This window comes from Methylophilus sp. DMC14 (assembly GCF_056314085.1).
In genome coordinates this window covers 768518-787635 of the sequence record NZ_JBQUZA010000001.1, presented here as the reverse complement: position 1 = coordinate 787635, position 19118 = coordinate 768518, and the positions used below count along the sequence as shown (strand labels likewise).

At 51.4% G+C, this 19118-nt stretch carries 16 protein-coding genes and 1 riboswitch; of the genes, 11 read left to right on the top strand and 5 right to left on the bottom strand.

From position 1 onward, the window contains the following. Positions 1–30 precede the first annotated feature (30 nt). The 3 genes from dcm to ACT53C_RS03850 all read left to right on the top strand — a co-directional run bounded on the left by dcm (position 31) and on the right by ACT53C_RS03850 (position 2941). Positions 31–1302: a DNA (cytosine-5-)-methyltransferase gene (gene dcm / locus ACT53C_RS03860; protein ID WP_476144864.1), complete on the top strand. Its 1272-nt coding sequence runs from the start codon at positions 31–33 to the stop codon at positions 1300–1302. A 10-nt stretch (positions 1303–1312) separates the two neighbouring features. Continuing rightward, positions 1313–1594 carry a hypothetical protein gene (locus ACT53C_RS03855; RefSeq protein ID WP_476144863.1) on the top strand — a complete coding sequence of 94 codons (282 nt, stop codon included), beginning with the start codon at positions 1313–1315 and terminating at the stop codon, positions 1592–1594. 144 nt (positions 1595–1738) lie between these two features. Next, positions 1739–2941: a type II restriction endonuclease gene (locus ACT53C_RS03850; RefSeq protein WP_476144862.1), complete on the top strand. Its 1203-nt coding sequence runs from the start codon at positions 1739–1741 to the stop codon at positions 2939–2941. Between the two features lie 43 nt (positions 2942–2984). On the opposite strand, the gene ACT53C_RS03845 is transcribed toward ACT53C_RS03850, so the two are convergent. Together ACT53C_RS03845 and thiC are read right to left on the bottom strand one after the other, a co-directional pair. Beyond that, a complete protein-coding gene (locus tag ACT53C_RS03845) occupies positions 2985–4640 on the bottom strand; it encodes a hypothetical protein (protein WP_476144861.1) in 1656 nt (551 codons plus the stop codon). A 159-nt stretch (positions 4641–4799) separates the two neighbouring features. Continuing rightward, on the bottom strand, positions 4800–6680 hold the full coding sequence (thiC, locus tag ACT53C_RS03840) for a phosphomethylpyrimidine synthase ThiC (RefSeq protein ID WP_476144860.1): 1881 nt from the start codon (positions 6678–6680) through the stop codon (positions 4800–4802). Between the two features lie 27 nt (positions 6681–6707). Continuing rightward, positions 6708–6820, bottom strand: a riboswitch (TPP riboswitch). Between the two features lie 149 nt (positions 6821–6969). On the opposite strand from thiC, the gene ACT53C_RS03835 reads away from it, so the two are divergent. After that, the gene (locus tag ACT53C_RS03835) at positions 6970–7377 is read left to right on the top strand and encodes a hypothetical protein (protein ID WP_476144859.1); all 408 of its coding nucleotides are present in this window, start codon (positions 6970–6972) and stop codon (positions 7375–7377) included. Positions 7378–7718: 341 nt separating this feature from the next. Here the strand turns inward: ACT53C_RS03835 and gatB are convergent, their stop codons facing one another. The 3 genes from gatB to gatC are packed head-to-tail and all read right to left on the bottom strand — an operon-like array spanning position 7719 to position 11053. Beyond that, positions 7719–9227 (bottom strand): Asp-tRNA(Asn)/Glu-tRNA(Gln) amidotransferase subunit GatB, encoded by a 1509-nt coding sequence (gatB, locus tag ACT53C_RS03830; RefSeq protein WP_476144858.1) that lies wholly within the window; start codon positions 9225–9227, stop codon positions 7719–7721. A gap of 1 nt (position 9228) precedes the next feature. Continuing rightward, complete coding sequence (gene gatA, locus ACT53C_RS03825) at positions 9229–10719, bottom strand: Asp-tRNA(Asn)/Glu-tRNA(Gln) amidotransferase subunit GatA (RefSeq protein ID WP_476144857.1); 1491 nt, start codon at positions 10717–10719, stop codon at positions 9229–9231. 46 nt (positions 10720–10765) lie between these two features. Further along, positions 10766–11053 (bottom strand): Asp-tRNA(Asn)/Glu-tRNA(Gln) amidotransferase subunit GatC, encoded by a 288-nt coding sequence (gene gatC, locus ACT53C_RS03820; protein ID WP_194749033.1) that lies wholly within the window; start codon positions 11051–11053, stop codon positions 10766–10768. Between the two features lie 128 nt (positions 11054–11181). Here gatC and ACT53C_RS03815 point away from each other — a divergent pair, with 128 nt between their 5' ends. From ACT53C_RS03815 to ACT53C_RS03785, 7 genes are all read left to right on the top strand, one after another. Beyond that, on the top strand, positions 11182–12225 hold the full coding sequence (locus tag ACT53C_RS03815) for a rod shape-determining protein (RefSeq protein WP_194749035.1): 1044 nt from the start codon (positions 11182–11184) through the stop codon (positions 12223–12225). A gap of 29 nt (positions 12226–12254) precedes the next feature. Further along, on the top strand, positions 12255–13364 hold the full coding sequence (gene mreC, locus ACT53C_RS03810) for a rod shape-determining protein MreC (protein ID WP_476144856.1): 1110 nt from the start codon (positions 12255–12257) through the stop codon (positions 13362–13364). Next, a complete protein-coding gene (gene mreD / locus ACT53C_RS03805) occupies positions 13361–13837 on the top strand; it encodes a rod shape-determining protein MreD (protein WP_194749038.1) in 477 nt (158 codons plus the stop codon). The genes mreC and mreD overlap by 4 nt, the downstream gene beginning before the upstream one ends. A 4-nt stretch (positions 13838–13841) precedes the next feature. Beyond that, positions 13842–15776, top strand: coding sequence for a penicillin-binding protein 2 (gene mrdA, locus ACT53C_RS03800; protein ID WP_476144855.1), 1935 nt, complete (start codon positions 13842–13844; stop codon positions 15774–15776). After that, positions 15769–16866 (top strand): rod shape-determining protein RodA, encoded by a 1098-nt coding sequence (gene rodA / locus ACT53C_RS03795; RefSeq protein ID WP_194749041.1) that lies wholly within the window; start codon positions 15769–15771, stop codon positions 16864–16866. Before mrdA ends, rodA begins: the two co-directional genes overlap by 8 nt. 28 nt (positions 16867–16894) lie before the next feature. After that, a complete protein-coding gene (locus ACT53C_RS03790; RefSeq protein WP_476144854.1) occupies positions 16895–17899 on the top strand; it encodes a septal ring lytic transglycosylase RlpA family protein in 1005 nt (334 codons plus the stop codon). 85 nt (positions 17900–17984) lie between these two features. Further along, positions 17985–19082, top strand: a complete 1098-nt coding sequence (locus ACT53C_RS03785) for a D-alanyl-D-alanine carboxypeptidase family protein (RefSeq protein ID WP_476144942.1) — start codon at positions 17985–17987, stop codon at positions 19080–19082. Positions 19083–19118 lie beyond the last annotated feature (36 nt).

Sequence of the window (19118 nt, the reverse complement as noted above, 5' to 3'; positions counted from 1 at the left end):
TTATTCCCTTTATGTTCAAAGGTTGCTTTTATGGAACTTTCAACGTTAGATGAAGAAAATGCCGCATGGCAATATTTACTCCACGCCAGAAAGTATTTCACTCAGGATGAGATAGCAGTAAAGCTCGACATGAGTGAGCGACAAGTACGTCGCTGGGAATTAAAACAATCGACTATCAAACCTTACATCATCCCAGCTTTGCAAGCCATGCTACCTTTTGAATATCCTGTGAATCTAACTGCAAAATTTAAATTTATCGACCTCTTTGCCGGTATCGGAGGTATCAGAACAGCTTTTGAGAAGTTTGGTGGTCAGTGCGTATTTACCAGCGAATGGGACAAATATGCACAAAAAACCTATTTGCAAAATTTTGGCGCCTCACACCTAATAAATGGTGACATTACCAAAATTGATACTCAGGACATACCTGACCACGACCTACTACTCGCAGGCTTTCCATGCCAGCCCTTTTCTATCGCCGGAGTCAGCAAAAAAAATGCACTGGGTCGCGCACATGGCTTTAAAGACGAAACCCAAGGTACATTGTTTTTTGACGTAGCGCGCATTATCCAAGCCAAGCAACCGCGCGCCTTTTTACTGGAGAACGTGAAAAATCTGGTTTCGCATGACAAAGGCCGTACCTTCGATGTAATCAAGCGCACGCTCACTGAAGAGCTTGGCTATCACATTCATTACCGTGTAATAGATGGCGCACACTTCACTCCACAACATCGCGAGCGCATTTTGATTGTCGGTTTTCGTGAACCAGTGGCATTTGACTTTGATGCACTGCCATTGCCGGCAAAAGGCGAGCGAACACTCAAAGAAATACTACATCGCACCGATGGCACGGAGCCAGTGCTAGCTTGGGACGAAGGACGCTTTTTTGACCATGCAACCAATCAAGTCCCCGCCAAATATACCCTGACTGACAATCTCTGGCGATACCTGCAAAACTACGCCGAAAAACACCGGTTAAAAGGCAACGGCTTTGGTTTCGGACTGGTTGGGCCAGATAGCGTTACGCGTACACTCTCTGCTCGTTACTATAAAGATGGCTCAGAGATATTGGTGTCTCAAGGCGAAAGTTTAAATCCGAGACGCCTGACCCCACGAGAATGTGCACGCTTGATGGGCTTTCCGGACAGTTTCAAAATCCCCGTTTCCGATACTCGGGCTTACAAACAGTTCGGAAACTCTGTTGTTGTAGAAGTCATGGCTCATGTGGCGAGATTGATGCAACCAATGCTGGAAGCTGACATCCTGGAGCCTGAATTACCTTTCCTGTATAAAACGGCTTAAGGAGTTAATCATGCAAACTCAATCACGTATACCCAAGTTGACCGAGGCATCGTTTGGTGGCGCATTAATGTGGTTTTCTGAAATGCACTGCGAGAAGTTACTTTTCCACCCTGAAGACGATCCAGCAGACATTATTCAGATTGCAGACGGTACTCCAACCTTTTCAACAGAGGAGGTTGAAGAATTACGTCTTGTAATAAATGAGCTAGAGGCTGTAATTGGTCATGAGCAGGTAATTGAAGCGGCATATCCAATTTTCATGAATGCATTCGGCATACAAATGGATGCCTGATTACTTATATTATTGATTCGGCTGAATCTAGCCGGGTGATCTCAATAGTAAGAAAATATACGGTATTAAATCGTGAGCCGATAGCTTTGCATCATGAATTTAACAGAAAACAAACAATCTGTTTTGGAAATTAAGGGGTAGCAGATGTCTGATATTGGGAGCTGGTTAGACAGCGTGTCTGGACGAGAGTGGGTTTGGTATGCAAAACGACTTTCAGCCAACGATTCCGGAGCTACCAAAAGTCATCAGGCAGGCATTTATATTCCCAAGCAGGTTTTATGGAGCATATTCCCATCAATGAAATCAGGTAACAATCCTGATGCCTGGTTTGAGGGTTATGTATTACCTTACGCCGAGAGTCGAAAACTACGCGCCATCTGGTACAACCAAAAAACTCGCGATGAAACGCGTATAACTCAGTGGAATCTTCCAAAAAAGATTCTGGAGCCTGACCTTACTGGCGGGATTGTACTTTTTGCATTCCATATAACGACGCCGGGTGAGGAAGCAAAAGAAGCTTCAATCTGGATATGTCAGTCTGAAGCTGACGAAATAGTTATTGAAGACAGAATAGGCGCAATAGAACCTGGGGAAGGAATTGTCCATCATCCATCTGGAATTATTTCATTTGAGCCAACAATCTCTAGAACTACCCGAAAAGGATGTTCATTATCAGATACTGAAATACCAGCTGAATGGCTGCTAGAGTTCCCATCGGGTCAAACATTGATCGAAAGAGCTTTGTCCATGATGCCAGCAAGTTCAGAGCGTCCAGACTCGCGACTATTGACCAGACGTGAATGCGAAACCGCTTTATTTTACTCAGTAGAACAGGCATTCGTTATGCCAAAAATCAAAGCTGGGTTTACAACAGTAAACGAGTTTGTTGATTTGGCAAATTCAATTACTAATCGGCGCAAGAGCCGGGCGGGTAAATCTCTTGAGCTACATTTGAAAGCAATTTTCTTGGAAGAAAAGCTGGACTTTGCTCATGGTGAAACTTCGGAGGGAAACAAACGCCCTGACTTTCTTTTTCCATCCATTGCAGCTTATCGAAACCCGTCCTGGCAAACATCCGGTTTGCGAATGCTTGCATCAAAAACCACATGCAAAGACCGCTGGCGGCAAATTCTCAACGAAGCAGATCGCATACCGCAAAAACATCTTGTAACTCTGCAGCAGGGTGTTTCTGAAAATCAGTTTAAGGAAATGCGTGAAGCTGGTGTAATTCTGGTTGTGCCTCAAAAGTTACATAAAAGCTATCCTGAGTTGGTACAGCCAGCGCTTTTGTCATTAGAGCAGTTTATTGGGGAAACTAAGCTAGCGTGCAAAGATTCAAGGCGTTAAATGTGACGCCTACATTTTTCTTATGTACTCAAAAGCAGCGCCCTCAACGCTCATCCAACCTCCCAAACCATACATTCTTCAGCTTCACCAGCTTATAGCCCAGCCCGGCCCCTTCATTTGACAACGCGTCGAGGAAGAGTGACAGTCTCCTCGATTTGATCACTGTATAAAACGTGAGCAAACTCACAGGGACAAAGACGATGCTGAAATAGCCCAGCTTCTCCAGCAGAGTGGTTTGGGTCAGGTCGATTAAATTCATGCCCAGCAAGCCGCTGGTCATGGTGCCGATGAGGCCCAGAATAGTGACCACGGTAAGGCGAACGACCGTATCCGCCTGCCGCTTGATTTCTTCGCCTTCCAGATATTCGGCCATATCCATAATGCGGCGGCGAGTTTTCTCAAACAGGCTGACCGAATCAAGTTGCTTGAGCATCAAGGCAAACAGGTCTTTGGCGACGGCCTGATCAGACACATTTTCAAACCAGTAGCGGTGGGTAAAGCGCAGAAACACGGCCGTGACATGCCGGATATTGTTGCGGAAAGATTTGACCGAGTCCTCACTCTGCATATTCAGGCGACTGATGGCTTGCACCATGCGGTCTGACAGCATCAGCAAGGCCGCTTTTTGAAAATGGGCGATTAAGAACAATAGAAAATACTGGTTTTGGTAATGGCGCTTGATGCCGTTTTTGTCATTGCTGAACACGCGGTGCTGATGACTGCCGACCACGACAAAATTCTGGCCGGTACACATTATGCGCGTGGTGCTCCAGGGGTCTTGGCGGACCTCATCCCAGTAGCGGTCATAGCAATGCTGTTGCTCAAAGTCTTGCAAAAACTGTTCACTAAACGGCAAGGTATCTGAATGCCAGGGCTGGCAAACCAGTCCCAGCCGGATCAAGTCTCCGCGCGACAGGGTGCTCACGTCATCAAACGCCAGATAAGCCATCAACGGCATGCGCTGATATTCAATTTCACGGTACCGCAACTCGCCAGACTGGCCGGAGTAATGTTGCACGAGCGGCGACATCAGTGCTGACCAGTGCAATGAGACACAAGGGACGTGATTCTCTTTCACAAAGGCCAGGTAGCGGGCCTTGTCTTCATAATCAGAGGCAGCAATGACCTGATCGTGCTGATCCAGCCACTCCACCCGTTTTGCGCAATGCCCGCCCTCGCCGGTATCATCCCAGTAATTGGGATAGGTGCGGCCCAGACGGTAGAGGATTTCCATAGCGTCGTTGAGCGCGAGATCGCTGGCAGTGACTTCAAGCGCCAGCATGGCAACATCAATATCAAAAAAGAAATACAGCTCGATATGCGCAACGCGCAAAGTGAGCGGGGTCGCATGCTCTGGCAAGGTGATACGGACGCCCCGGATATCCTGACGGCTAAATATATGCAGTGGCGATTCGCCATAGCCGCCAGCCGCATGGCCATGCTTGCCCTCGCCATACAAAAAACGCTGGGCAAAAGGCATAAAGGTGACGAATTCTTGATAGCGCGTTTCACTTAAGTGCGGGGCGCTGTGTAAAAAATCATCCTCAATTTCTACCCAGGGCGAATCCTTGATGGCCTTGAGCGTTTCCCAGGGCGCATCTACGGCGCCGGGGACAAGATGATCAGTCATCAATTGCACGGGCCACAGCAAAGTTTGCCGAAAATCCCTGACGATACTGGTGTGCAGATTGTCTGGCATGTGCAGTCTCCTGACCGCGATTGTGATGGCAAACTATAGCGCGTTTGACCATGGCGACATGGCGCAAAAAACAGTCATTTTGTGGACTAAATGACAAGATTGCTGGCCATAAAAAAACCGGCACGAGGCCGGTTTTTAAAAGCTTAAGGCACCAAAAAATTACACTTTTTGATAAACCTCAGCGCCTTTTTTCACAAACTCGATGGCTTTTTCCTGCATGCCTTTTTCCAGCGCCACCTGTTCATCCACCCCAAGTTTATCGGCGTAGTCGCGCACATCCTGTGTAATTTTCATTGAACAGAAGTGCGGGCCGCACATGGAGCAGAAGTGTGCCTGTTTGGCACCTTCTTGCGGCAAGGTTTCATCGTGGAATTCCTTGGCTTTTTCAGGATCAAGCCCGAGGTTAAACTGGTCTTCCCAGCGGAATTCGAAACGCGCCTTGGACAAGGCATTGTCACGAATCTGTGCGCCTGGATGGCCTTTGGCCAAGTCAGCGGCATGCGCCGCAATCTTGTAGGTGATGATGCCTACGCGGACGTCTTCCTTGTCAGGCAAGCCCAGATGCTCTTTCGGGGTCACATAGCACAGCATGGCGCAGCCGTACCAGCCGATCATGGCCGCACCGATACCGGAAGTAATGTGGTCATAGCCAGGCGCAATGTCGGTGGTCAATGGGCCCAGCGTGTAGAACGGGGCTTCGCCACAGTGCTCCAGTTGCAGGTCCATGTTTTCCTTGATCAGGTGCATAGGCACATGACCCGGGCCTTCGATCATGCATTGCACGTCATGTTTCCAGGCAATCTGGGTCAACTCACCCAAGGTCTTCAGCTCGGCAAATTGCGCTTCGTCGTTGGCATCGTAGATAGAGCCTGGACGCAAGCCGTCACCCAGCGAGAATGACACGTCATACTGCTTCATGATCTCGCAGATTTCTTCAAAGTGCGTATACAGGAAAGACTCTTTATGATGCGCCAGACACCATTTGGCCATGATAGAGCCGCCACGTGACACGATACCGGTCATGCGTTTGGCGGTCATGGGAATGTAAGCCAGACGCACACCAGCGTGAATCGTAAAATAGTCTACGCCCTGCTCTGCTTGTTCAATCAGCGTGTCGCGGAAGATTTCCCAGGTCAGGTCTTCAGCCTTGCCGTTCACTTTTTCCAGCGCCTGGTAGATAGGCACAGTACCAATCGGCACCGGTGAGTTGCGGATAATCCACTCACGCGTTTCGTGGATGTTTTTACCGGTGGACAGATCCATCACGGTATCGCCACCCCAACGGGTGCCCCACACCATTTTTTCCACTTCCTCAGAGATGGAAGAACCCAGCGCCGAGTTACCGATATTGGCGTTGATCTTGACCAAAAAGTTACGGCCAATAATCATGGGCTCGATTTCTGGGTGGTTGATGTTGGCAGGGATAATGGCACGGCCATGCGCCACTTCGTCACGCACAAATTCTGGCGTGATCACAGGTGGAATACTGGCACCGTAGTTCTGACCAGGGTGTTGCGTTTGCAGCAGCTCGCTCATGTTTTCACGGCGCTGGTTTTCACGGATGGCGATGAACTCCATCTCGGGTGTGATGATGCCTTGCCGCGCATAATGCATCTGGCTGACATTTTTACCCGCTTTGGCACGCAGCGGTTTGCGATGCAGGTTAAAGCGCATTTGTGACAATTCTGGATCGACCAGGCGCTGATGTCCGAATTCAGAAGTCGGGCCATCCAGCTGCTCTACATCACCCCGCTCCATAATCCATTGCGCACGCAAGGCTGGCAGACCGTTACGGATATCGATCTCTACATTCGGGTCAGTGTAAGGGCCGGAAGTGTCATACACAACCACAGGTGGATTGGTATCCCCACCAAAGCTGGAAGGGGTATCACTCAGTGAAATTTCACGAAATGGCACACGGATATCAGGGCGTGAACCTTCAACGTAAATTTTGCGCGATTTGGCAAACGGTTTGGTAGCAGCTTCGTCAACTTTGGCATCCGCGTTGACGAATTTGATGTTCTTATCAATAGCGTTCATTAGGCATCCTTAAAAGAAAAGACGTAAGGATGCGAAGACTTGCATTCCCTACGGCGGTATGACCCGCATCAGGTTCGAAGGGTAACTCTCACTGCAAAAACCTCACAAAATGAAGTATTTACAGACCCCTAGCAACGGACGAATTGTGCGGGAAAACGCCTAATAACGCAAGTAAAACAAAGTTTTGCGTCTGCCTGCGCTTGACAAGTAGACAGACCTGTCTACAATTCACCTGCCCGACACAAAAAACATCACGGGTTAATTTTTTAATAGGCTCAGGAGAGAAAATATGAACGTGTTATTAATAGGTGCAGTGGCTTGTATCACTGCGTTGATTTTGTCTGCATGGCTGATGACTTTTGCCCGCTGGTTTCCGATCAAGGGTATAGATGGCGAGTTTTTGGTGGACTATAAAACCATGATACGCGCCCATGTCGACTACGCCCTTATGGCCCTGTTTGGACTGGGATTTTATGGCGCAGCCAAGGCCGCAGGCATAGAGTTGCATTATTTTGCCTGTGTTTGCGTGGCCATTGGCGGCTTTACCAACCCGACCGTGTTTGTGATTGCCGCATTTGATCCCGACTTCTGGAACAAAACCAAATGGAAAGTTTATTCTGCCATCAGCTTCGTGCTCACCACCATCGGCTTTATGACCATTTCATGGCAGCTGATTTGCCATGCCCTGTGCCAATAGCGAATAGATGAACTGAGGTCTCTAACCCGGGTTTATCGAGTTTTAGTTTGATGCTTGCCTGCCGATAACTATTTATGCGTGTGACGAACGTTATGCGCAGGCAGCAAATGACTTTACACTTGAAATGCTAACAGGAGATTAGAATGAAAAAATTCGCAGCTTTAGTATTGGTAATGATGGCCGTATTCTCAAATGTTTCTTTTGCAGATGAGCATTGCAAAGACCATCACGACAAAGAGCATTGCAAGTAATTCTGAGCCACAAAGCTTAGAGAGTCGTGTCAAAAAACAAACCCCGCCAAAAGCGGGGTTTGTTTTTTTATCCAACTGCCAATTAGGGGACTAGCCCAACATCTTCTTAAGTAGCTCATTGACCTGCGCCGGATTCGCCTTGCCTTTAGAGGCTTTCATACACTGGCCCACCAGCGCATTAAAGGCTTTCTCCTTGCCAGACTTGTACTCATCGACCATGGCCTGGTTCGCGGCCAATACTTCGTTAATGATGGCTTCAATCGCGCCAGTATCAGACACTTGTTTGAGGCCTTTGGCTTCGATTGTCTCGTCAACCAACTCTGGATAACCACCTTGCTCACGGTACTCTTTTGCTTTTGAGATTTCCCAGAAACTATTAAATATTTCTTTAGCCCCTTTTGCATTGATAACATTTTCTCTCAAACGTCTTAGGATCATACCTAGCGTATCTGAGCTAACCGCAATCTGTGCTGGTAACAGATTTTCTTGATTAAGTTTGGCAAGAACTTCGTTAATTACCCAGTTTGCGCAGAGTTTAGAATCAGCATCGGCAACGCGTTCGCCAGACTTGACGGAATTAAATAAGACCCCTTCAAAATAACTTGAGACATTCAAGTCAGATGTTAAAACACCTGAGTCATACGAACTTAAACCATACTCATTTTCAAAGCGTTTTTGGATTTCTTGTGGTAGCTCCGGCATCTCGGCCCTGACCCGCGCTTTATCAGCCTCTGTGACTTCCAGAGGCAGCAAATCAGGATCAGGGAAATAGCGGTAATCGTTGGCTTCTTCCTTGGTCCGCATGGCACGCGTTTCACCGGTATCCGGATTAAACAGCACCGTTGCCTGCTGGATGGTGCCACCGTCTTCCAGCGTTTCAATTTGCCACTGGGTTTCGTACTCGATGGCTTGCTGCATGAACTTGAACGAGTTCAGGTTTTTGATCTCGCGGCGGGTACCGAACTTTTCAGTTCCCTTGGGGCGCACCGAGACGTTGACGTCGCAACGGAAAGAACCTTCCTGCATATTGCCGTCGCAAATGCCTATCCACTGCACCAGCTCATGTAACTTCTTGGCATAAGCGACCGCTTCGGCGGCACTGCGCATATCGGGCTCGGTGACAATTTCCAACAAGGGCGTCCCCGCACGGTTCAAGTCTATGCCGGACATGCCTTCGACGGCACCATGCACAGATTTACCAGCATCTTCTTCAAGGTGCGCACGCGTGATATTGATCACCTTCTCATAGGCCTCGGTATTTTTGCCCGCTGGGACCTGAATGGTCAGCTGACCTTTGCCCACTACCGGCAGCTCAAACTGGCTGATCTGGTAGCCCTTGGGCAAATCGGGATAAAAATAATTTTTACGTGAGAATACGCTGCGTGGCGCCATTTCGGCATCAATCGCCAGGCCAAATTTAATCGCGCATTCCACGGCTTTTTTGTTGAGCACAGGCAACACCCCTGGCAGCGCGATACTCACCTCACAGGCTTGCGTATTTGGCGCCGCCCCATAAGTGGTGGAGGCCCCGCTAAACTGTTTGGAATTAGTTTGTAACTGTACGTGGGTTTCCAACCCGATCACGACTTCCCACTGCATGTTAGATGTTCTCCAAACCAGCTGGCATGCGTGTATGCCAGTCTGTGACTTGTTGATAGGCATGGCCAACATTGAGCATGCGCGCCTCATCAAAATAATTGCCAATAATCTGCAAACCAACCGGCAAGGCCTTGCCTTCGCTGCTGGTGGTAAACCCGGCCGGGATGCTCATGCCTGGCAAGCCCGCCAGGTTCACGGCAATGGTGTATAAGTCTTCGAGATACATGGCGACGGGGTCGCTGGTTTTTTCACCGGCTTTAAAGGCCGTTGAAGGCGCGGCCGGGCCCATGATCACATCACACTGCTTGAAGGCTTCCACAAAGTCCTGGGCAATCAGGCGACGGATTTGCTGGGCCTTGAGGTAGTAGGCATCGTAATAACCAGCACTGAGCACATAGGTACCAATCAGGATACGGCGCTTGACCTCGGCACCAAAACCTTCTGCGCGCGACTTCATGTACATGTCGAGCAGGTCATTGTATTCCGCCGCACGGTGACCATAACGGACGCCGTCATAGCGTGACAGGTTGCTAGAAGCCTCGGCTGGGGCGAGCACGTAATACACCGGAATAGAAAGATTGTTATTAGGCAAGCTGATCTCGACAATCTCTGCACCCAGCTTTTTGTATTCTGCAATCGCCGTTTCAATCACTTTAGCCACGTCAGCATTCAAGCCTTCGGCAAAATATTCTTTGGGCAGGCCAATCCGCAAGCCTTTGAGCGGCTGCGCGCCTTGCATGGCGCTCAAGCCACGCGTGTAATCTTCTTGCTCGCGCTGCACGCTGGTGGAGTCACGCTCGTCAAACCCGGCCATGACATTGAGCATGAGCGCACAATCTTCGGCCGACTTGGCCATGGGCCCTGCCTGATCCAGCGAAGAGGCAAACGCGATCATGCCGTAACGTGAGACCAGGCCATAAGTTGGTTTAAGGCCAGTAAAGCCGCACAATGAAGCGGGTTGGCGGATGGAACCGCCAGTATCTGTCCCGGTGGCCGCAGCACACAAGCGGGCGGCCACAGCCGCCGCGGAACCGCCAGAGCTACCGCCAGGCACACGATCAAAGTCCCATGGATTTTTGACACCGCCAAAATAACTGGTTTCGTTGGAGGAACCCATGGCGAACTCATCCATATTGGTTTTGCCCAGATTCACTGCACCGGCCGCATCAAACTGGCTGATCACATGCGCGTCATAGGGGGCAATAAAGTTTTCCAGCATTTTGGAGCTACAGGTGGTGCGCCAGCCCTGGGCACAAAAAATATCTTTTTGCGCGATGGGGATGCCAGTGAGCGGGCCGGCTGTACCGGCGGCGATACGGGCATCTGCCGCTTGCGCCTGCGCCAGGGTTTTTTGTTCGTCTATGGTGACATAGGCATTGATGCTGGGGTTGAGTTTGGCCATGCGTTGCAAATAGGCCTGCGTCAACTCCACGCTGGAAACTTGTTTGCTGGCCAACTGCTGGCCCAGCTGTTTTAAACTACTGTTTATCATAATGGAAACCGTAAAAATGAACCGTCAAAGCAGGGGCTGGCAGCGCTTATTCAATGACTTTGGGCACCAGGTATAAGCCATCTTGCGTGGCTGGTGCAATGGATTGAAACAGTTCGCGCTGGTTGGTTTTAGTCACCACGTCTTCACGCAGACGCTGTGTCACGTCTTGCGAGTGCGACATGGGGGTGATGCCGGTGGTGTCCACCGCCTGCATTTGCTCAATCAGCCCCAGAATACCGGAAAGTTTGCTTAGGGTTTCTTGCGCTTCACTGTCGCTGACCTCGATGCGGGCCAGGTGCGCGATACGCTTGATATCATCTAGATTCAGTGCCATGTGTGGTTAATTGTCTATAAGATTTTGAAAACACATCTTAATTTCATGTGCGTTTTGCGCTATTATACCTTGATTTTATGCCGCACCCAGCGGGCAGCACCAAAGTCAGAATTTTCACAGGATAAAACATGTTCGGTTCAATCAACAGCTACTTCTCCAATGACCTTGCCATTGACCTTGGCACCGCCAACACGCTGATTTACGTACGCGGCAAAGGGGTGGTGCTGGATGAGCCCTCAGTGGTGGCGATTCGTACCGAAGGCGGCCCCAACGGCAAAAAAGTGCTGCTGGCAGTCGGCTCTGATGCAAAAAGCATGCTGGGCCGCGCGCCAGCCAACATTCAGGCCATCCGCCCGATGAAAGACGGTGTGATCGCCGACTTCACCATCACCGAGCAAATGCTCAAGTTCTTTATCCGCAAGGTACACGAATCCCGCTGGTTCTCACCCAGCCCACGCATTATCATCTGCGTCCCCGTGGGCTCCACCCAGGTAGAGCGTCGTGCGATTAAAGAATCTGCCGAGCGCGCAGGTGCCAAGCAGGTGTTTCTGATTGAAGAACCGATGGCCGCTGCGATTGGTGCCGATATGCCTGTGGCGGAAGCCACTGGCTCCATGGTCGTCGATATTGGTGGCGGCACGACTGAAGTTGGCGTGATTTCACTGGGTGGCATTGTGTACGCCAAGTCCGAGCGCGTCGGTGGTGACAAGTTTGACCAGGCGATTATTGACTACATCCGCCGCAACTACGGCATGCAAATCTCCGAGCCCACCGCTGAAGCGATCAAGAAAAAAATCGGCTCCGCCTTCCCGGGTTCTGAAGTGCTTGAAATGGAAGTGACTGGCCGCAACCTGGCTGAAGGCTTGCCGCGCAAGTTCACCATCTCCAGCAACGAGATTCTTGAAGCCTTGACTGAACCACTGAATGCCATCGTCGGTGCAGTAAAATCTGCACTTGAACAAACGCCACCAGAGCTGGGCGCAGACATTGCTGAAAAAGGCATGGTGTTGACCGGTGGTGGTGCCTTGTTGCGCGACCTGGACCGTTTGCTGGTAGAAGAAACCGGCTTGCCAGTCATCGTGGCTGAAGATCCACTGACCTGTGTCGCCCGTGGCTGTGGCCGCGCACTTGAGGAAATGGACAAGCTGGGCAACGTATTCGCTAGCGAATAAATCCGCACCCAGTTGGCGCGACCCTGACTATGCTTAAAGGCATCCACCAACAGCTTGATCCGCAAGAGTCGCCGGCCTTTTTTATACAGGGGCCCAAGCCTTTCTCGCGCCTGATGTTTTTTTGTACGCTGTCTTTGGTCATGATGGCGGTCGATGCACGCTTTGATTATTTGAGCCAGGTAAGGCAATGGTTCAGTACCGCCCTGCACCCGCTTGAAGTGATCGCCAGCGCCCCTAACGAATGGGGGCGCAACATCAATACCTACTTTACCTCGCATAACCAGCTGATTCAGGATAACTTCAAGCTCAAACAGCAGGCGCTGATCGATCATGCAGCCTTGCAGCGCCTGGCCACTGTCGATGCCGAAAATGCGCATTTACGCACATTGCTGGCCGGGGATGCACCGATTATCCCGGAAGCCACACTGGGTGAAGTCATGCATATGGGACGCGACCCATTTAGCAACATCATCACGCTGAACCGCGGCAGTCACCACCACATCACCCCCGGGCAAGCCGTGGTTGATGAACAGGGGGTGGTCGGCCAGATTACACGCGTGTATCCGTTCACCAGCGAAGTCACGCTGATCACGGATAAAAAACTGTCGATTCCTATTCAGATCGAGCGCAACCAATTACGCGCCATTGCCTTTGGGGAGGGCAAACGCAACACGCTGGACATCCCCTACCTGCCCACCAGCGTCGACATCAAGGTTGGTGACAAACTGGTAACCTCGGGCATTGACGGCGTCTATCCCGCCGGTTTGGCAGTGGCCATCGTCACCCAGATCAAGCAAAGCCAGGATTCGCCGTTTGCCAAGATCATCAGCCGCCCGATTGCCGGCGTGAATAACCACAAACATGTGCTGATCCTCAAAGTACCAGAGTCCCCGTCCACCAATCCGATGTCCGAAAGCCGCCCCATGCTGCAACGCAACAACGCGCAGCACCTGGATCAATCCGTGGTGGATGTGTTGCAAAAGAACAACGCATTGGTTGACCCCAATCCGGTCACCACACCGCCCGTGCTGGATGCCGGACAGCAGCCAGACACAGAAATGACCGCGCAACCAGCCAGCGCCCCCCCTACTGACCCAGTGGCACCGCCCACTGCACCCAACACACCGGAGCGTCGATGAAACCGGTTAAGTTCAGCACGTTCTTTTTCACCTTGCTGGTCGGGTTGATTTTTCAACTTTACCCTTGGTCAAATGCGGGCATTATTGTGCGCCCGGATTTTCTGCTGGTCATCATGCTGTATTGGCTGCTGCAAGCACCTTACCACTGCAATATTGGCTGGGTGTGGTTTGCTGGCTTGCTGGTGGATTTATCCACGGGCAGCCTGCTCGGACAACATGCCTTGACGTTTGCAATCACCGCCTTTCTCGGCCTGATCTATCAACGCAGGCTGGTGCTGTTCAATCGCTGGCAGCTCTATTTGTATGTGTTGTTTTTGTTTGGCGTAGAGCGCGGGCTGATTTTGCTGCTCAAGCTGTTTGCCGGCGGCGAATTGCCCGACTGGACCTACGCCTTCCCCATCGTGTCTGACCTGATACTGTGGCAATTCATGATTATCTGGTTTGGCGAACTGACCCGCCCGAAGAAATTGTAAGCACATGGGGTATAGCACTGAACTCAAAAACCATCAAAACGAACAGCACAAGTTCCGGGTTCGTCTGGTTTTTCTGGTACTGTTGGTTTTGGCAGCGTTTTCTGCGCTGCTGGGCCGCTTTTATTTTCTGCAAGTCTTTCGCTATGACTATTATCAAACACTGGCAGAAAACAACCGGATTTCGATTGTCCCCATCACTCCGAACCGTGGCCTGATTTCTGACCGTAACGGCATTATTCTGGCGCATAACTTTTTTGTGTATACGCTGGAAATCACGCCCTCCAAAACCGAAGACTTGCAGGACACAATTGCCGAGCTGGGCAAACTGGTCGAGATTTCGCCAACGGATCTCAAGCGCTTTAAAAAACTGCGGGCGCAAAGCCATACGTTTGAAAGCATTCCGATCCGCACCCACCTTAATGAATACGAAGCCGCCAAGTTTGCCGTGAACCGCTTCCGGTTTCCTGGCGTTGAGCTCAAATCGCGCCTGTTCCGCCATTACCCCTATGGCACCCTGGGCACGCATGGTATCGGCTATATCAGCCGGATCAATGAACATGATCTCAAGCAGCTCAAGGAAAACAACCAGCTCTCCAACTACAAAGGCACTGAGCATATTGGCAAGGCGGGCGTCGAGCAGGCCTATGAAACCGAGCTGCATGGCGTCACCGGCTTTCAGCAGGTAGAGATTGATGCAGATGGCCGGGCTGTGCGCGTCCTCTCCAGCGCCTCGCCCACCTCGGGCAACAACGTGGTGTTGTCCATGGACGCCAAAATGCAAGAAATCGCCGAGCAGGAGTTTGCCGGACGTCGCGGCGCGCTGGTGGCGATCCAACCCAAAACAGGGGAAGTCCTGGCCATGGCCAGCATGCCGTCGTTTGATGCCAACCTGTTTGTGGATGGCATTGATTTTGATAACTGGAACCTGTTGAACAATTCGCTGGATAAACCGCTGATCAACCGCACCTTGAAGGGGATTTACCCGCCTGGTTCCACCTTCAAGCCCTTTGTCGCGCTGGCCGGGCTGGAATCAGGCAAGCGGCAACCGCCGTTTACTATCAGCGACCCGGGCTACTACATGCTGCCCAACAGCCATCACCGCTACCGTGACTGGAAACCATCCGGCCATGGTTCTGTCGATATGCGCAAGGCGATTACCGTGTCTTGCGATACGTTTTTTTATGGGCTGGCCGTCGAGCTTGGCATAGACCGGCTGACCGACTTCGTCAGACATTTTGGTTTTGGTGAAAAAACCAATATTGATATCCAGGGCGAGCTGGCGGGCTTGCTGCCGACGCCGGGCTGGAAGCAAAGACGCTTCAAACAGCCTTGGTATATGGGTGAAACTGTCATTGTAGGCATTGGTCAGGGGTATACGCTGGTCACGCCCATGCAATTGGCCTACGCAACGGCCACGCTGGCCAATAGTGGCAAGGCCATCCAGCCGCATCTTGTCAATGCGATTGTGAATGCCAAAACCAACGAAGTCAGGATGTTGCCGCATAAAGTGGCCGACCAGTTGAACCTGAGCCCGGAGAATCTGGAGATTGTGAAACTGGGCATGATGGATGTGACACGCCCGGGAGGCACAGCCGCGTCAGTAGGCGCCAATGCAGGCTATGACATCGCTGCCAAAACCGGTACGGCGCAAGTGGTAGGTATCAAGCAAAATGAAAAATATAACGAAAAAGCCACGGCAGAACGCCATCGCGACCACGCCTGGTTTATTGCTTACGCCCCGGCTGAAGACCCCAAAATTGCCGTGGCCGTCATTGTGGAAAACGGTGGCCACGGTGGCTCGGCGGCGGGCCCGATTGCACGCAAGGTGATGGACTATTACCTGCTGGGCAAAATACCCGCGGTGGCAACCCCTGCGGTGACTGCCGAAACGCAAGCACAAACCCCATCCCCGGTCGTTGAGGAGGAAGAGCATGATTAAACAGTGGATCGGCCATTTTATCCGCCATATTGACTCCATCTTGCTGGCCACCGTCCTCATGGTGCTGGTGGTTGCGCTTATGGTGCTCTATAGCGCCTCGGGCCAGTCCCTGCTCAAGGTCAATGCACAGCTGATTAATATCCTGGTGATGATGGGCGTGATGTTTCTGGTTGCCAACACGCAACCGCAACACATTGAACGCATTGCTCTGCCCGCCTATTTGTTCGGGCTGGCATTGTTGATTGCGGTAGCGCTGGTCGGCGATATTAGCCATGGCGCCAGGCGCTGGCTCAATCTGGGCGTGACCAAAATCCAGCCCTCGGAACTCATGAAATTGGCCGTGCCGATTATGCTGTCGTGGTATTTTTCAAAACGTGAATCTTTGTTACGCACCACGGACTATGTCGTCGCCGGAGTCATTTTACTGGTGCCGGTCTTGCTAATTGCCAAGCAGCCCGACCTCGGGACCGCCACCCTGGTCTTTGCCGCCGGTTTTTATGTCATTTTTCTGGCCGGTCTGAGTTGGAAATTTATTTTTGGCAGCGCGATTGCCTTTGGCGCGGCGCTGCCCATTTTATGGTCCATGCTGCATGACTATCAGCGGCGTCGGGTGGAAATTCTCATCGACCCTAGTCAGGACCCGCTTGGCGCGGGTTATCACATTATTCAGGCCACCATTGCCATTGGCTCTGGCGGCATGACCGGCAAAGGCTGGCTCAACGGCACCCAGTCACAGTTAGACTTTGTGCCAGAACGCACCACAGACTTTATTTTTGCCGTGTTTGCAGAAGAGTTTGGCCTGGTAGGCTGCAGCCTGTTATTGCTGCTGTTCGCCATTATTATTGGCCGCGCTTTCATCATCGCGTCACAAGCCAAGAGTACTTTTTCCCGCTTATTGGCTGGCAGCATTGCCGCCACCTTTTTTACCTATTGCTTCGTCAACATGGGCATGGTGAGCGGCATTCTGCCTGTGGTCGGCATTCCCTTGCCGCTGGTCAGTTATGGCGGCACCTCACTCTTGACCTTAGGGCTAAGCCTGGGTTTGCTGATGAGCGTGCAGTCGCATAAACGGCTGGTAGCCACCGATTAACGTGGCCAGAAACCACTGAAGGACCTCGATGTCATTGCCCCTACAAAGACTCTTTATCGTGCTGCTGGCTGCCGGGCTGATTGCCTGCGAAAGCAGCATGCCGTCACGTCCAACGGCGCCTGCGCCAATAAAACCCGTGCCCACGCCACGCCCTGCCGCGCCCGCAGCCTCGCCTGCGCCGCCTGCGGTATTGCCGGGCAGCAGTGCGCCCCTAGGTGCACCCAAAGTCATTAATATTGACCCCAAACCCGAGCGCACTGGCAATGCCACCGAAGGCATTGATCCTAACATTCCACTGGAAACCTCGGTGACGCCCAAGTTGGAGCCCATCGTGAAAGGGACCACCAAGCCTTATATCGTGAATGGGGAACTAGTGTCGCCAATGTCGGAAATTACAACGCCGTTTACGCAAACCGGACACGCTTCCTGGTATGGTAAAAAATTTCATGGCCGCCGTACCGCCAGTGGTGAACCTTATAACATGTATAAACTCAGCGCCGCCCACCGCACGCTGCCAATTCCAAGTTATGTGCGCGTCACCAACCTGAGCAATGGCAAAAACCTGATTGCCAGGGTCAATGACCGCGGCCCTTTTGGCCGCGACCGCATCATCGATTTATCGTATGCCGCCGCCAAACAACTGGATATCACCCAGCATGGCTCGGCCCAGGTAGAGATCACTTTAATTGACCCCAACCAGCCTGAAATAGCGTCGGCCCCAAGCAGTGTAGGCGTCGCCAGAGATATTACCCAGGCCACCATGCCAAAAACGCCTGCCAAACCTGCTGCATCACTCGACAATACGGGTTTATATGTTCAGGTGGGCGCCTTTGGCGTTGAGCAAAATGCTGACCGCCTGCAGCAGCGGATTTCCAATGCCGTGCCCGAGACACAAACCCTGCTTAACAAAGTGTATAATGGCAAGATGTTCCAGGTTGTCCTGGGGCCATATCCTGATCATGCCTTGGCCGCGCAAGCAGCCAATCAGATGCGTGACCAATTGCAGTTGCCAGCGCTTGTTTTTTCGCGCTAGCACCGTTTTCTCGTTAAGTATTTTTTCTCGTTAAATGATGACCATGTGGCGTTCTTGTATTGCTTTTCTACTTTCCATTCCTTTAATGACGGTGGCGGCTGAAGCCATTACCGGCAATGTCCCCGTGCCTACGCTGGCGGCCAAAGCCTTTGTGCTGCGCGATGCCAATACCGGCAATCTGCTGGCCGCGAACAACCCCGACATGCCGGTGGAACCTGCGTCACTGACCAAAGTGATGACCGCTTACCTGACCTTTGAAGCGGTCAAACAAAAGCGTTTGTCACTGACACAGACCTTGCCCGTGAGCCAAAAAGCCTGGAAGGTCGAAGGCTCAAAAATGTTTATCGACACGACGATGACCGTCACTGTGGATGAATTGCTTCATGGCCTGATTATTCAGTCAGGCAATGATGCAGCAATTACCCTGGCCGAAGGCATTGCGGGCAGTGAAGAATTGTTCGCCACGCTGATGAACAAAAAAGCGGCAGCGCTGGGCATGAAAAACAGCCATTTTATGAATGCGACAGGCTTGCCAGACCCGGCCCATGTCACCACCGCACGTGACTTGTCCATGTTGGCCAATGCGCTGATTCGGGACTTTCCGCAAGACTACGCGCGCTTATACTCTCAAAAGTCTTACACCTATAACAACATCACCCAGCCTAACCGCAACCGCTTGCTGTTTATAGACCCAACGGTTGATGGCATGAAAACTGGCCACACCGAATCCGCCGGTTATTGCCTGATTTCTTCGGCCAAACGCAATGACTTCCGCTTGATTTCTGTTGTACTTGGCACCACCTCTGACAATGTACGCGCCGCTGAGAGTCAAAAATTACTGAATTTTGGCTTCCAGTTTTATGAATCCAGACTGATTTATGCGGCGGACAAAGCGATTACGCGGCAAAAGGTATGGAAAGGGACAGAAAACCAGGTTGACCTCACAGTGGTAAAACCGGTTTACCTGACGCTGCCCCAGGGTGAATATGCCAATATGAAAGCGAATCTACGCGTGCCCAAACCGCTTGAAGCGCCGTTAAAAGCACATCAAACGGTTGGTGCGGTGGATTTCAGCCTCAATGGCAAGGTGGTGCATAGCGTGCCGCTGGTCACCATGCAGGCAGTCGAGGCCAGCAATATCTTTTCACGCATGATCGATCAGGTCCGCTTGTATTTGCAATAAACAGGCTGACCGTCACTCACTGTTTAAAAGGTAGGT